Below are 16,123 nucleotides of genomic sequence, written 5' to 3'. Positions count from 1 at the left end.
TCAGGCGCTGGCCGACCTGCAGGGCGACGCACCGCTCGTGCTGCCCGCCGTCGACACGCATGCGGTCGCGGCCGTCGTCGCCGACTGGACCGGTATCCCGCTCGGCCGGATGGTGCGCGACGAAACGCAGGCCGTGCTGAAGCTCGCAGAGACGCTCGGCGAACGCGTCGTCGGCCAGCGACATGCGGTCGAGCGAGTCGCCGAACGCATCCAGACCGCGCGCGCGAAGCTCGACGACCCGACCAAGCCGCACGGCGTGTTCCTGCTGTGCGGGCCGTCCGGCGTCGGCAAGACCGAGACCGCGCTGGCGCTGGCCGACACGCTGTACGGCGGCGAGCGCAACGCGATCACGATCAACATGAGCGAGTTCCAGGAGGCGCACACGGTATCGACGCTGAAGGGTGCGCCGCCCGGCTATGTCGGCTACGGACAGGGCGGGGTGCTCACCGAGGCCGTGCGCCGTCGGCCGTACAGCGTCGTGCTGCTCGACGAGATCGAGAAGGCGCACCGCGACGTGCACGAGATTTTCTTCCAGGTGTTCGACAAGGGCTGGATGGAAGATGGCGAAGGGCGCGACATCGACTTCCGGCATACCGTGATCCTGCTGACCTCGAACGTCGGCGCCGATTGCGTGATGCAGCTGTGCCGCGACCCCGAGCGTCTGCCTGACGTGCAGACGCTCGCCGATGCGCTGCGCGCGCCGCTGCTCGACGTGTTCCCGGCCGCGCTGCTCGGCCGGCTGACTGTCGTGCCGTACTACCCGCTGACCGATGCGACGCTCGCGCGCATCGTCGAACTGCAGTTGCGGCGCTTCGAGAAACGGATCGACCAGCATCACGGCATCCGGCTGCGCTGCACCGACGCGGCGACCGCGCTGATCGTCGAGCGCTGCCGGACGATCGAATCCGGCGGACGGATGGTCGACGCAATCCTCACGCATACCGTGATGCCGCGGATCGGCCGCGCGATCCTCGAGGCCACGCTCGAAGGTCGCGCACTGGCGGCAATCGAGGTGAGTGCGGCCGGCGGCGAATTCGCTTACCGGTTCGACGAGGAGAGCACGACGTGAATCGCGTCTTCACACTCGACAGCCCGCACGGCGACGACTTGAAGTTCCACACGCTCGACGGCAGCGAGGCACTCGGCCAGTTGTTCGAATTCCGGATCGAGGCGCTCGCCGACAGTCACAGCCTGTCGTTGAAGGACCTGCTCGGCAAGTCCGTGACGGTCCGGATAGAGCAGCAGGATCATTCGACGCGTTACCTGAACGGGATCGTCGCGCGGGCGTCGCTCGCCGGCCGGCGCGCCGAGCGGCACTACGGTTACGAACTGGTGGTGCGGCCGTGGCTGTGGCTCGCGACGCGCCGCTCCGACTGCCGGATCTTCCAGAACCGCACCGTGCCCGACATCGTGCAGGAAGTGCTGGCGCCTTACGGTTTCCCCATCGAGAACACGCTGACCGAAGCGTATGTGCCGCGCGAATACTGCGTGCAGTACAACGAGACCGACACTGCATTCGTGACGCGGCTGATGGAGTTCGAGGGCATCTATTTCTATTTCCGGCACGCGGCGGACCATCACACGCTCGTGCTGAGCGACGCGATGTCGTCGCACGTCGCGTTGCCCGGTTACGAAACGATCCCGTACATCGCGCAGGATCGAACCGCGATCGCCGATGAGGAACACATCGACGGCTGGTTGCCCGCGCAGGAGGTTAGCGTCGGCAAGCATCAGACCACCGACTACGACTACACGAAGCCGCGCGCCGATCTTTCATCGCAGAGGGTCGATCCGCGCGGCCACGACCACGACAGCTTCGCGTCGTTCGAATGGCCGGGCGGGTATCGCGACGATACGCCCGGTGCGCACTACAGCCGCGTGCGGCTCGAGGAGCAGCAGGCCGAGCACGAGCGTGCGAGCGCCGATACCGACGTGCGCGGCGTCGCGCCCGGCTATCTGTTCACGCTCGAGCATTGCCCGCGCGCCGATCAGAATCGCGAGTACCTGATCGTGCGGTGTCGATACCGTTTTCAGGAGAACGCGTATGCGAGCGACCAGGGCGCGGAGGCAGTCGTGCATCGGACCATGATGCTCGTTCAGCCGTCGAGCCTGCCTTTCCGGTCGCCCCGCGACACGCCGCGGCCGCGGACCAGCGGTCCGCAGACGGCCACCGTCGTCGGGTCGCCCGGCGAGGAGATCTGGACCGATCAGTACGGGCGCGTGAAGCTGCAGTTTCGCTGGGACCGGTATGGGCAGAGCAATCAGGATTCGTCGTGCTGGGTGCGCGTGTCGAGCCCGTGGGCCGGCGGCGGCTTCGGGGGCGTGCAGATTCCGCGGGTCGGCGATGAGGTCGTGGTCGATTTCCTGAACGGTGATCCGGATGAGCCGATCGTCACCGGGCGCGTATTCAACGGCGAAAAGATGCCGCCGTGGGGGTTGCCGGGCAGTGCGACGCAAAGCGGGCTGCTGTCCCGGTCGTCGCCGGGCGGGACGACCGACCATGCGAACGCGTTCCGGTTCGAGGACAAGAAGGGCGCCGAGCAACTGTGGATGCATGCGGAGCGGAATTTCGATGCGGAGACCGAACTCGATCATTCGCTTTCCGTCGGTAACAACCATACGCATACGGTCGGCAACGACGAGACGATGCAGGTGAAGAACAACCGGCAACGGAGTGTGGGGCAGAACGAGACGGTGAATATCGGCCAGCATCGCGTGGCGCAGGTCGGCGGGAACGAGACCCATGCGGTGGCGGGAAATCGCACAAGGTCGGTCGGACAGAACGAAACCGTGACGATCTCCGCCAATCGCGACGCGACCATCGGCGGTACGCACAGCGAGACGGTCGCGAAAGGCAAGACCGAAACCATCGGCGAAGGCAAGACGCTGAACGTCGGACAGATGTATCAGACGACGTCGCAGGACATGACGACGTTGGTTGCGTCGTCGCACACCGAGGAAATCGGTGCGAGGACGTCGACGATTGCGAAAGCGCATACGCTCACGGTCGGTGGAGAACACACCGTCAACGTTGGCGCGAACCACACGACGAACGTGCAGCATCAGGTGCTCGTCGCGGCCGGCGACCAACTGGTGCTCATGTGCGGCGCATCGAGCATCCTGATGAAGCGCGACGGCACGATCGCGATCCAGGGCATCAACGTGACGTCGACCGGTACGGAAAGCCATAGCGTGAACGGCAAGACGGTGACGTCGTCGGCGACGGGCGAGCACACCGTCGAAGGCACGATCCTGAAACTGAATCCATGACGGAGGGCCGCACGAATGCAGAACTGGCAGCCGACCAATCCGGTGGAGCGCAGGTTCATGGATGCGCATTCGGACTGGATGAGCTTCGCGCGGGAGCGTGATGCGCGCGTGATGATCTGGCAGACCGACGAGACGGATGCGCAGCTCGTGCGGCTGTATTTCCAGGTTCAGGATGAAACGTCGTGTGCGGTGCGGACGATGCGTGCGCCGTTCGTCGATCAATCGAGTTATGCAAAGGCGCTGACGGACGAACTCATTGCGTTCTACGACAGCCGGCGCGAGGCATCCAGTGCGCATGGCGTGTGCGCGGATTGGCACGCGCCGCACGACGACCGCAAGAATCCGGTGCTGTATCTGCTCACGATTGCCGGCAGCCTGATGCAACACCATCCGGATGTGTTTCCGTCGGTGGTGTTCGTGCTGAAGCCGGCGAAAGTGCGGGATGACGTGGCATGGGTGCGATGGCTGGACGGGGTGTTGTCGAGCGTCGCCATGGCGCCGAACCTGGGCGAGCGTGTGCGCTTCGTCGTGCCATGCACGGACGTTGCGCCTTTCGCGCCGCTGATGCAACGACATCGGGCCGCGGTGCGTGTCGTGCAGGCTCGATATTCGATGGCGAGCGTGCCGCGCGAACTGCTGGCGGAATCGGGCGAGCGCGGTTCGAGCGGCGAATTCCGGCGGCAGTTCGTGATGCTGACCGAGACGATCGAGGGCGGCAATCCTTCCCGGCTGGAGGAACTGCGCGCGGCGGCACTCGAGGTCGCGGAGCGTGAGCAGTGGTTCGATCAGTGTGTCGTCGTGCATCTGATTGCGGGGGCCGCGTATCTGAAATGGCGCGATCGGGAGCGTGCGATCGAGGCTTACCAGCGCGCCGCCAGCAGCGGTATGCGCGCAGTCGAGGCGGGGCATCCGGCGGGGCACAAGCTCGTTGCGAACGGATTGTTCGGCGAGGCGAGCGTGCATTTGACCCATAAGGACTATGCGCACTCGGCGTATTGCTATGAGCGTGCGGCGGCGTCGACTGCGGCGGCGAACGACGGCCTGATGACGGTCGAGGCGTGGCGGATGAGCGCCGTGTGCTGGGAGCGAGCAGGGGCGCGCGAGCATGCGCTGGAGGCCGGATTCAATGCGCTTGATGCAGGCTTGATGATCGACGAGCCGATGCGGGCGAACAGTAATCTGCCGCTCGTCGTCGAGTGGATGGCTTCGCAGATCGGTGCAATGGACCGGCGGCGCAATGCGCTCAGCGAGAAAGTCGCGGCGTTGCGCGGCGGACGCTGAGCGGGGAGGGCGACGTGGGGCTGCTGGCCGTCAAGCACCTGGATCCCGTCGTTGGAATCGACGTTCATTCGGTACTCGTCGCGCCGAGCCCGACACCGGTGTTTCTGCCGCATCCCCATGTCGGATTCATGCTCGATCTGCGGGAGTATGTCGAGGCGGCGAAGGGCGTCGTTGGCAGCATCGCGATGGCGCTTGTGCAGGAGCAGGTCAGCAAGTATCTCGAGGATCATCCGGATGTCGTGAAGAAGCTCGACGCTGCGGCCTCGTTCGCTTCCGGAAAGCTCACCGATATCCAGGACAACGCGATCGTCGCCGAGGGGCTGAAACTCGAGCAGCAAGCGGCGGCGCTCCAGCGCAGCATTGGAAACGCGATAGGCGCAGGCGTCGGAATGGGCGGTGCCGCAGGCCGGCCGATATTCGTGAACGGGTTGATGCGGGCCACGGTCGGCACACATTCATATCACGTGCCGGGGCTGCATTTCCCGCTCGGGGAGTCGTTTGCGCCGCCGCCGGAGCCGGATCCGATTCCATCAGACGACGCCGAATCATTTATGGGGAGCAGGACGGTGCTCGCCAACAACGATCCGATGTCGTTCATGGCGCTGCCGGCGTTGAGCTGCTGGTCGGTCGGCATGGAGCCGCCAGGGCACAACAGCGCGCATACGGAGCGGACCTATCCGTCGATGCCGAGCTCGGTGATGCTGCCGATTCCGGCAGGCAGGCCGGTGATGGTGGGGGGGCCGCCGGTGCTGAATATGGCTGCGGCGGCGAAGGGGCTGTTCAAGGCGTTTCAGGGATCGAAGTGGGCGAAGTCGCTGGCGGACAAGCTGAATTTGAAGTCGGGTTTCTTGCGGTGCAAGGTGTTGCATGCGGAGCCGGTGGACGCCATTACGGGCGACGTGGTTGTACAGCAACACGACTTCACGGTCGCCGGCCGTCTGCCACTGGTGTGGGGCCGCCATTACACGAGTCGGCACACACGACGAGGCACGGTTGGCGCGGGCTGGCAAACACCCGCCGATATCCGTCTCGAATTGATTCGGCACGCGGGCCGCATAGGGGTGGCCGCCTATTTCCCGGATCACGCTACGACATTCGACGAAATTCCTGGTCCCGGCGGGTGGCCGGCTCGCGTGCACGACTGGCAGCACGGACACGCGTTGTACCGTCGGGGCGACCAACTGGTCCTGCGCACGCATGCCGGGATCGAGCATGAGTTTGCCGGTCCGGCACGCTGGCAACAAGCAACGGAGATGCTCGAGGACGGCTCGACCTTGACGCTTCCGGTCACGCGGATGGCCGACCTCAACGGGAATGCCTGGGTCTTCGAGCGCGGACCGGAAGAAGGTCTCGTGCGCCTCATCGAGTGCAAGGGTGCGGCGGCCAGCGGGCGCGCCATCGAGTGCGAGTGCGAGTCGGGGGCGAGAGGCGCGGCTCGCGGCAACGCAAACCTGCTGACCGCGCTGACGCTCATTGACGCCGACGGCCATGCCCATCCGCTGGTTCGCTACGAGCATGATCGCTACGGCAACCTGATTACCGTGTTCGATGCGATGGGCCAACCACTTCGCTTCGCGTATGCCGACAGTCACCGGATGGCGCGCCACACAAACGCGCGGGGGATCTCCTTTTACTACAGTCACCGACGATATCCAGACGGGGTTTGGCGAGTCGATCACGCCTGGGGCGACAACGGCATATTCGACTACCACTTTGCTTATGACATCGGCCATGGCGAAACGCGGATCACCGATTCCTTGGGCTACACGACGACGCTTCAAACCGACGATCGTGACATGCCCGTTGCGAGAATCGATCCACTGGGAGGTGTGTGGAGTTACCGCTATGACGCACAGGGACGTACAAGTACCGAAACCGACCCGGCCGGGCGTACCACAACCTGGAAATACGATATCCACGGCAATCTGCTCGCGAGAACGCTGCCTGACGGGAGCGTGGTCCGCGCGGAGTACGACGCGACGCACCACCCCGTGCAGGTGACTGATTCGGGGGGCAGACAATGGCGTTGCAAATGGGATGAATGTGGCAACCTGCTCGAACGGACACTCCCGTCGCAAGTCAGCTTCTACTCCGAATACGACCGCCACGGTCAGATGATCGCCCATACGAAGCCAGGCAGTGTGACGACGCACTTCGCCTACGATCGCGATGGCAATCTCGCCGAGGTGGTCGATGTGCTTGGCCAACGTACCCGATATCTGCACGATGCACGGGGCAACTGTATTGAGACTGTCAACGCATTGGGGCAGGTGAGTGCCTATGCATACGATCGCAATGGCAACCTCACGCGAGCAATTGAACCCGGTGAACGGGAAATTTCTTGCAGCTACGACGCCGACGGCAATCTCGTTCGGTACCGGGATCCCGGCGGTCTCGTCACGCAACTCGAGTATTCGCCGTTGGGCAAGATTGCGAAATGGCTGGCGCCGGACGGGACCGCGGTCGAACACCGATACGACACCGAGGGGCAGCTTGTCGGCGTGGTCAACGAGCGCGGCGAGATATATCAGCTGAAGCGCGATGCGTTGGGACGGATCGTGGAGGAGGTGGATTATTGGGGCCAGCCGCTACGATACGAATACGGTGCAACCGGGGACGTGCGTCGTAGCATCGACCCGCTGGGACAGGCTGTCGACTATGAAACGGACTTGCTCGGGCGTATCGTGCGAAAGCGAGTCCCCGATCCACGTCAGCTTGATGGCATCCGTACCGAGATCTTCTCCTACGATCGTAATGGCAATCTGATCACCGCGGAAAATCCCGACAGCCGCGTCGAACTGAAATACGACGTGGCCGGTCGCGTCATCGAAGAAAGGCAGGGCGAGCGCTTCGTGATCAGCAAGATCCATGATGCGGTCGGCCGTCTCATCGAACGACGGACCCGGTTGACCGCCGGTCGCGAGATCATCACTCACGCGGTTCGCTACGAGTATGACGCGCTCGGTGCAGTCAGTTCGATCCGGCTGGACGACGCGGCGGCGATCACGTTCGAACGCGACGCGCTCGGTCAAATTCGAGTCGAGCACCTTGGTGCCGAATTGCGTCGCGAATTGTCATACACGTCGGAGGGGGCGCTGGCCAGACAAGCGCTGTTTTCCGATACCGGCCCGTTGTTCTCCCGGGAATACTCGTACGATGCAAACGGCGAACTGCTGGAAACGCACGACTCGCGCCTGGGTATTGAGCGCTATCAGTACGATCCGGTGGGCAAGCTCACCGCCCACCTCGATCCGGCAGGCAAGCTTCATCGCTTCCTCTATGACGCCACCGGTGACCTGCTGAAAACCAGCGTCCGCCACGGAGACAGGCGTCAGACTGACGCATGGATCCGGGAAGGTGAGTACGACGGCTGCTATTACGCATTTGACCGCGTGGGCAACTTGATTCGCAAACAGGGCGCCGACCAAGATCTGACGTTGAGATGGGATGCGTCCGGGCAACTGATCGAAACGACGTCGCTACGACCGGTGCTCGCCGGCGCGGAGGCCCACAACGTCAGCATTCACGTCATATACGCATACGACGCATTCCGACGGCGCGTACGCAAGACTGCGCACGTCACCGTGGAGAAGAAGGACTCGGCAGGCATCTGCGACAAGGCCAGCACGTCGTCCTATATTTCCCACTTTTTTTGGGACGCAGATACGCTGACTGCCGAATACACCTGCGACGCCGGCGGAGGAGACTCGCGTCTGCGCAATCCGAGCGCGGCGGCAGGGGCGACACCCTTGCAAAAGAGTCGTACGACCGAAGCGACGGTTTTTCGCGGTGGGCGCGAGTGGTTCTACTATCCGGAAACGTTTCAGCCCCTGGCTGTCGGATATTCCAGTTGTCCGCGGGGAGACGACCTCACTTTCCCGATGACAAACGAAGAACAAGTCAGGACCTCCGTGCCGGCGGGAGCGTCAGATCCCGCCTCGGAACAGATACCGTCAATGCCTGCGCTTTCAGGGAAAAGCGTGTGTTTCTTCGAGAACGATTTAAACTCGGCGCCCGTGCGGATGCATGACGATTTCGGTCGTGTGACCTGGGAGACGCATTATGGACCACTAGGAAAAGCCGCAGGGACTGAAGCGAACCTGATCAAGCAACCGATCAGGCTTCAAGGTCAAATTTTTGACTGGGAGTCAGGTCTTGCTTATAACAGGCACAGATATTTTGATTTTGGCGCCGGCATCTTCATAAGCCAGGATCCAATCGGCCTGGACGGCGGAATAAATCCATACCAATACGCGCCAAATATATTTAGATGGACCGATCCGACAGGATTGAAGAAGATCCCGCGCAAGCGTGAGGAATGGGTCAATGGTGTACGCGCGACAATTGTCGTGGGTAGTGGAACGCCTCAAACCTATGGCAGCGGGACGTCCGGGCACGCGGAGCAAGACGCACTTCTTGACAACATCCTCGACATGGAGGATCAGGATGTCATATTGAAAGATATTGAGGGGGACTACCGCAGCAAAGATAAAGGGAATTGGGTCGATCCGGTTACGATCTGCACCAAGCGTTGCAGAAGCGAGATGTTCTGGGCGGCCCATATCGGAAATGTCGCCTCACTGACATTCCCAATGGTTGTCGCGAAAAAATTTGTTCGGCCAGTGACAATTCATCGCGGGCATTTCGAGCACTTGGCCAATGAAATGGAAAACCTCAAAACCAGTTCAAAGAAGCAATGGGAAGCCATAACGGAATGTGAACAGGGGCAATGCAACCATCCTTGACGACTGTCACCTCAACGCCACTGATCTGGCGTCTTCACGAATGCCTGCTGGGTCGTGGACGCATGCCAGACCGATCGTTCAACGAGATTTTCTGAATGTCGAGCGAAACCAAAACCATTGAAGGGACATCGGCGGCAATACGACGCTGGGCAGTTTCAACCATGCTTGATCAACGAATAGCTCGAGCATGTCGGCAGGCACCGTCGCAGCGCCAGCGATGCTCCGTTCAGATTCAGCGGAGTACCCGAGATGAATCCGGAGATAGTGTTCAGGGACTCGAAGAACAGCGACACCTTGAAAGTAGCCGCCTTCGACTAAGGACATAGCGCGGACAAACCACCGATCCTTGTGGCTGGATACGATGTCATGGCCATACGCGCTTTCCTTCGCGGCCCCAAGGCTGAACCAATTCCTGCCGGTGTCATGCTGGACACCGCGGTAACCTGAGACCAGGCCATTCTTTGCGATGGACGGGAGTCGGATTCCGTGTGTTACGTGGTATGCGAACCCACCGGGATACTGAGCCGGAGACGTCAGGCGCCTGTGCAATGGCTTCACGTGCATATCCCTTGAGCAATGTCCTGGTCAATGAAAGGGACCCATGCGGCTCAGACGACAGCTTTGCGGCAGTCACATTCGCAGGTCGTTCCTTTCCTGGGTCAAGGCCGATTCTAATCGAGCACGTCAAAATTGCGACTCGACTTGCTCGTGATATTGGTGTCGGGAGTGGGCCGGAAGCTTGCGGCAAGAAGCGCTCGATTCATTTGCTTAATTTGACATAACGTGAATTATCGAACTGACTGGTGTAGGTCCCAAGTTCAGATGTCGCGTTTCCGCTAAATAAAAATGTCGTGTTTTGGCCTGTAGTTGATCGCCGACACCTCACAGGGAGCGCCGGCGATGAACGCGACTGGGACGATCACCATGACGATGCGTGAAGTGGATCGGCTGAAGGTCATTGAGGCAGTGGCCGAGTGCCGGCTCAAGCCCGGTCAGGCAGCCGACCGGCTGAGTTTGAGCGTGCGGCAAGTTGAGCGGCTCGTGTTGCGCTATCGCGCAGCCGGCGTGGCCGGATTGGTGTCGGGCAAGCGTGGGCGCCCGAGCAATCACCAGTTGCCTGCTGGCAAGGCGCAGCGGGCGCTGGCGTTGATCCGCGAGCGTTACACGGATTTTGGACCAACGCTGGCGTGCGAGAAGCTGCGCGAATGTCATGGCATCGATCTGGCCGTCGAAACGGTTCGTACGCTGATGAGGGCCTCCGGCCTGTGGATTCCGCGCAAGCAACGCCCGCCGAAGGTCTACCAACCGCGCAACCGCCGTGCATGCCTGGGCGAACTGATTCAGATCGACGGTAGCGACCACCGTTGGTTCGAGGACCGTGCGCCAGCTTGCACGCTGCTGGTGTTCATCGACGATGCAACCGGACGGCTGATGGCGCTGCATTTCACGGCGACCGAATCGACGTTCAGCTATTTTGAGGCGCTGTCGAAGTATCTGGATTCGCACGGCAAACCGATGGCGTTCTATAGCGACAAGGCCAGCGTCTTTTACGTGAAGAAGCGCTCGGAGACCGCGGGCAAAGGCGTCACGCAGTTTGGCCGAGCGCTGTACGAGCTCAATATCGACGCGTTCTGTGCAAACACGAGCCAGGCCAAGGGGCGTGTGGAACGGGCCAACCTGACACTGCAGGACCGGCTCGTCAAAGAGCTTAGACTGCGCGGAATCAGCACATGGGAGGCCGCCAACGCGTATGCGCCCTCCTTCATCGCTGATTTCAATCGTCGCTTCGGCAAACCGCCAAAAATCGATCACGACGCACATCGGCCACTGCGTGCGGATGAGGATCTGAGACAGATCCTGTCGTATCGCGTGCCACGCAAGGTATCCAACGCGTTGACAGTGCTGTACGACCGCGTGATGTATCTGCTCGCCGATTCGGTGGCAAATCGGAGCCTCGTGCATGAATACGTCGAGGTCGTCGAATATCCGGACGGGATGATCGAAGTACAGGCCAACGGTGCGGTGCTGTCATGTCAGCAATACGATCGCATCACGCGCATCGATCAAGGCGCCGAGGTCGAGAACAAGCGGCTGTCCAGCGCACTGGAAGTCGCACGGCGCATCCAGAATATGCGTGACGATCGCCGCGCTTCCGGCTCACCGTCGCGCACCCATTGCGGTGCCGAGGTCCAGGCAAAGAAGGCGCTCATCGGGCTGAAGAAGCAGCGTGCCATCGAGCTTGCTGACCTGAATCAAGCGATTCTTGAAGTCAGCGTCGAAGGAATCAGGGAACGGGGGGGCGGCTTCGCCGCCCCACCCCAACACCATAAACAAGGACAAGACAAAGCCCAAACACCGCGACATTTCAATTTAGCGGGAAACCCGACAATTGAACTTAGCGGGGACAACTGGTTGTAGTGGCTAGATTGAAATGTCCGCTTTGGGCTACATAGAAATGTCCGCTTTCGCGCCGCGTAAGCTGTCCGGCCGCCGGGTGTCCGGCGCCGGAGGCTGCGATGGCTGCAACGGAGCGGATCACGATGACGATGCGCGAGCTGAACCGATTCAAGGTCATTCAGGACGTGGCGGATGGCAAGCTGAAGCCGTGGCGTGCAGCGGAACGGCTGGAACTGACGACGCGGCCCTGGTCGCCAGCACGGCGTTGCCATTAACGCTCCGTCCGCACTGGCTCGGTATGCGCGCAAGGTGGCCCCATCAGCGACCATAAAACGTAACCGGTCCGGGTTCCATACCCTGCTTCATCGCTTCGACGCGCGCGGTCCGTCCCCTCCGCGCGTCCTCAGTATTGTGCAGCGGCATCCCGAGATCGAGCACGACCTGGTCGGCGCCCGGCACGCCGCCCGCCGACCAGGCTTTCAGCAGTGCGCGGATCGCCGCATACGAGCGTGTCGGGCCATTCGAGAGTCGGGCCGCCAGATCCCGCGCCGCTTGCTCGACCTCGTCGTCCGGCACCACGAAGGCGGCGATACCCAGTTCGCCGGCCGTCGCCCCCGACATCACCTCGCTCAACATCACGTAGCGCGCCGCACGCGCCGGCCCCGCCCGTTCCGCAATCCGCTGAACCGCGCCGCAGACGGGAATCGTGCCGACCGACGGCTCGATGCAGCGGAACGATGCGTTGTCCGCCGCGACGACCAGGTCGCATGCGAGCGCCAGCTCGAACGCCCCGCCCCACACACGGCCGCGCACGGCGCATACGGTCGGAATCTGCAGCGCCTCGATCTTGCGGTATGCGTGATGCATGTCGCTGATGAACGTGCGCCACGCGTTGAATTCCTTGTCGATGAAATCGAGAATATCGCCGCCCTGGCTGAAGTTCGGGCCTGCCGCGCGGACGAGCAGCACGCGGATATCCGACTCGCTGGCCGCATGAATCGCGTTGCTGAGGTGTTCGGAAAACGCGTTGGCGATCAGGTTGAGCGGCGGGTTGTCCAGCACGATGTGGCCAACGGAACCGTGACGCTCGAAACGGACGGATGTCATGGGTGTCTCCTTGATGGGAAGGGTGCCCGGGTTCAGGTCGGGCTGCTTGCGCGCAGTTCGAGTTCGCGGATCATGGTTTCGCGCATCGCGAACTTCTGCGCCTTGCCGGTCACCGTCATCGGCATGTCGTCGACGAAGCGGATGTAGCGCGGAATCTTGAAGTGCGCGATCTGGTCGCGGCAGAACGCGCGGATCTCGTCCTCGGACGCATCCTGACCAGGCTTGAGCACGATCCACGCGCAGATTTCCTCGCCGTACTTCTGATCGGGTACGCCGAATACCTGCACGGTCTGCACCTTCGGATGGCGAAACAGGAACTCCTCGATCTCGCGCGGGTACACGTTCTCGCCGCCGCGAATGAGCATGTCCTTCACGCGGCCGACGATGTTGCAGTAGCCGTCGGCGTCGACCGTCGCGAGGTCGCCGGTATGCATCCAGCCGTCGCGGATCGATTCCCGCGTGCGCGCGTCGTCGTCCCAGTAGCCGAGCATGACCGAGTAGCCGCGCGTGCACAGCTCGCCCGTCTCGCCGACGGGCACGACGTTCCCGTCGATGTCGACGACCTTGCATTCCAGATGCGGCTGGATATGCCCGACCGTCGAGACCCGCTTGTCGAGCGGATCGTCCGTCGCGCTCTGAAACGACACCGGGCTGGTTTCCGTCATGCCGTAGGCGATGGTGACTTCCGTCATGTGCATGTTCGCGACGACCCGCTTCATCACCTCGATCGGGCACGGCGCGCCGGCCATGATGCCGGTACGCAGGCTGGAGAAGTCATGCCGCGCGAAGTCCGGGTGATCGAGCTGCGCGATGAACATCGTCGGCACGCCGTGCAGCGCGGTGCAACGCTCGTCGCTCACGGCCGCCATCGTGGCTGCCGCATCGAACGCCTCGCCCGGAAAGACCATGCACGCGCCGCTGGCCGTACACGCGAGCACCGACATCACCATGCCGAAGCAGTGATACAGCGGCACGGGCACACACAGCCGGTCCGCTTCGCGCAGGTTCATGGCCGCGGCGACGAACCGCGCATTGTTGACGATGTTCCGGTGCGTCAGCGTGGCGCCCTTCGGCGCGCCGGTGGTGCCGCTCGTGAACTGGATATTGATTGGGTCGTTGGCGTCGAGTGTCGCGGCGATCACGTCGAGTTCGTCCGTCGAGACGTGTGCGCCGCGCGCGAGCACCTGGCGGTACGTCAGCATGCCCGGCGTGGGGACGTCCTCCATGCGGATCACCCAGCGCAGCGCGGGGAGCCTCGCCGAATCCAGTGCGCCGGGCGCGCAGTGCGGCAGTTCGGGGGCCAGCGTCCGCAACATGTCCAGGTAACGGGACGTCTTGAACGATTCGGGCGCGACAATCGCCTTGCAGCCGACCTTGTTCAGCGCATATTCCAGCTCCGCGAGCCGATACGCGGGATTGACGTTGACGAGGATCAGGCCGAGCCGGGCGGTCGCGAACTGGGTCACGGTCCACTCGAACCGGTTGGGCGACCAGATGCCGATGCGGTCGCCCCGGCGCAAGCCCAACGTATGCAGGCCGGCCGCCATCGCATCGACCTCTGCCGCGAACGCTCGCCAGGTCCAGCGCACGCCCTGCTCGCGGAAGACGACGGCGGGGCGTTCGCCATGGCGCTTCACGGTGTCGGCCAGCAGTGCCGCGACCGTCAGTTCGCTCAACGCGGGATCGTCGGCGCCCCTGACGTAGGACAGTCCGCCGACCGGCAGCGTCGGATCGGCGCCCGGATCGGGCGTTCCAGTCTGCAACTTCATGCGTGTCTCCAGAGTTTCGGCGGAGACAGGCTCACAGCGCCAGGCGCGCGAGGCTCTCTCCAGGATGTTTCTGAAAATCATCATCGCATCTTCCATGGAAGACGTAAAGTCGGAGTTGACCTGAATCGAGCGAATGATCGTGATCCGCATGAACATCGATAATTCACGGGTTTGAAGCGACTGTTTCGCTCCTGCAACGCTGTATTGCATATAGCGTCCTGCAGATTTTCTGCAGAGGATCACCCTGAAATCATCCGTGGAAGTTGCTCCGCTCGCGTCGCTTCCGCGACGCTTGCCCGCCAGAACGATCGCCGGCACACGCGCCCCGACGCGTGTGCCGCCCCGTCAGAACATATGACGAATACCGAGCATCACCCCGGTCTGGTCCACGCCGGCGGCCGGCCACGACGACGTGCCCGCGGTGCCGCCGTCGATCGTCAGCACGGAGTTGCGCTGATTGAAGATGCGCCCCGCGGTCACGTACACCGAGCTGCGCTTCGACAGCAGGTACATCGCGCGCGCCGCGACGACCGACGCGCCGGCATCGTGCCCGCTCACGGTGAGATGGCCGTACTGCGCGTCGAGGACGACACTTGGCACCGGCAGATAGGTCGCGCCGAGCCACCAGTAATTGCTATTTGCGTCGACGACGCCCGGTGCGAGCTCGCCGTGATCGATACGGTGCAGGAAGCCGCCGCCGATCGTCGCGGTGCCGAACTTGACGTAACCGTCGATGACGGCACGCGTGTCGGTCTGCGAACTGCTCGGTAGGGGCGAGCCGGGGCCGCCGCCGCCATTGTTCCGGTCGATCGCGGTAGCGATTCCCCAACTGTCGGACTCGTACTTCAGCATCGCGGCGATCGTCTTGCACGCGCGGTAGTCAGTCGGCGACTGGCCCGCGCATCCGCCGGCGGCCGCGGGCGCGACCGCATCGCGTCCGAGCGAATAGCTGACGCCGAAGGTGAAGCCCGACGCCGTAATGCTGTAGACGATCGTGTTGTCGAGACGCGCCTGCGCCAGATACGTGTCGAGCAGCCCCGCCGCATAGATGTTCGGCCCCATCGTGTCGCCGGGTATCGCCCAGTAGATCTGCGAATACTGGCGGCCGAACGACAGCGTGCCCCACCGCCCCGACAGGCCGACGTACGCCTGCCGGCCGAACAGGCGGCCGCTCTGGTTCAGCGTCCCCTGCCCCGGCGAAAAGCCCGACTCCAGCACGAATACGGCGCTCAGGCCGCCGCCCAGGTCTTCCTTGCCGCGTATGCCCCACCGTGACGGTAGCGAACCGGTGAGCTGCGGCACCTTCACCACGCTCTGCTTCTGCGGGCCGACGTTCGTGATGTATTCGACGCCTGTATCGATGATCCCGTACAGCGTGACGCTCGATTGCGCGTGCACGGCGACCGACGCGCATGCCGCGAGCGCCGACAGGCCGATGCAAACCGTCTTGCACCGTGCCAACCCTTCTCCAAACCCATTTGTCCGCAGACTCATTGTGATGCCTCCATGTAATTCTGTTCTTCCGTGGAAGATAGTAATCACGCATCTTCCGTG

9 protein-coding genes are annotated in these 16,123 nt (G+C 62.8%); 6 read left to right on the top strand and 3 right to left on the bottom strand.

Features of this window, described 5'->3' with window-relative positions; genetic code table 11:
• The 6 genes from PI86_RS13285 to PI86_RS17390 all read left to right on the top strand — a co-directional run.
• On the top strand, window positions 1–1,069 hold a 1,069-nt coding region (locus PI86_RS13285; protein WP_039323131.1), incomplete at its 5' end, for an AAA family ATPase.
• Window positions 1,066–3,270 carry a type VI secretion system Vgr family protein gene (tssI, locus tag PI86_RS13280; RefSeq protein WP_039323128.1) on the top strand — a complete coding sequence of 735 codons (2,205 nt, stop codon included), beginning with the start codon at window positions 1,066–1,068 and terminating at the stop codon, window positions 3,268–3,270. The genes PI86_RS13285 and tssI, both read left to right, overlap by 4 nt.
• Window positions 3,271–3,285: 15 nt before the next feature.
• Window positions 3,286–4,551 (top strand): hypothetical protein, encoded by a 1,266-nt coding sequence (locus PI86_RS13275; RefSeq protein ID WP_039323125.1) that lies wholly within the window; start codon window positions 3,286–3,288, stop codon window positions 4,549–4,551.
• Between the two features lie 14 nt (window positions 4,552–4,565).
• Window positions 4,566–9,296 (top strand): RHS repeat-associated core domain-containing protein, encoded by a 4,731-nt coding sequence (locus PI86_RS13270; protein WP_039323122.1) that lies wholly within the window; start codon window positions 4,566–4,568, stop codon window positions 9,294–9,296.
• Window positions 9,297–10,196: 900 nt separating this feature from the next.
• Window positions 10,197–11,714: an ISNCY family transposase gene (locus tag PI86_RS13265; RefSeq protein ID WP_235362764.1), complete on the top strand. Its 1,518-nt coding sequence runs from the start codon at window positions 10,197–10,199 to the stop codon at window positions 11,712–11,714.
• 98 nt (window positions 11,715–11,812) lie between these two features.
• Window positions 11,813–11,968 (top strand): hypothetical protein, encoded by a 156-nt coding sequence (locus PI86_RS17390; protein ID WP_162531625.1) that lies wholly within the window; start codon window positions 11,813–11,815, stop codon window positions 11,966–11,968.
• 43 nt (window positions 11,969–12,011) lie between these two features.
• Here PI86_RS17390 and PI86_RS13260 read toward each other — a convergent pair whose 3' ends face one another.
• The 3 genes from PI86_RS13260 to PI86_RS13250 all read right to left on the bottom strand — a co-directional run bounded on the left by PI86_RS13260 (window position 12,012) and on the right by PI86_RS13250 (window position 16,030).
• On the bottom strand, window positions 12,012–12,800 hold the full coding sequence (locus PI86_RS13260; RefSeq protein ID WP_039323119.1) for an enoyl-CoA hydratase/isomerase family protein: 789 nt from the start codon (window positions 12,798–12,800) through the stop codon (window positions 12,012–12,014).
• Window positions 12,801–12,832: 32 nt separating this feature from the next.
• Entirely contained in the window at window positions 12,833–14,569 is a 1,737-nt protein-coding gene (locus PI86_RS13255; protein WP_039323116.1) for an AMP-binding protein, read from the bottom strand.
• A 345-nt stretch (window positions 14,570–14,914) separates the two neighbouring features.
• Window positions 14,915–16,030 (bottom strand): porin, encoded by a 1,116-nt coding sequence (locus tag PI86_RS13250; protein ID WP_235362763.1) that lies wholly within the window; start codon window positions 16,028–16,030, stop codon window positions 14,915–14,917.
• Between the last annotated feature and the right edge of the window lie 93 nt (window positions 16,031–16,123).

The organism is Burkholderia sp. A9 (assembly GCF_000801975.1).
This window is presented reverse-complemented; position numbering and strand designations above follow the sequence as displayed.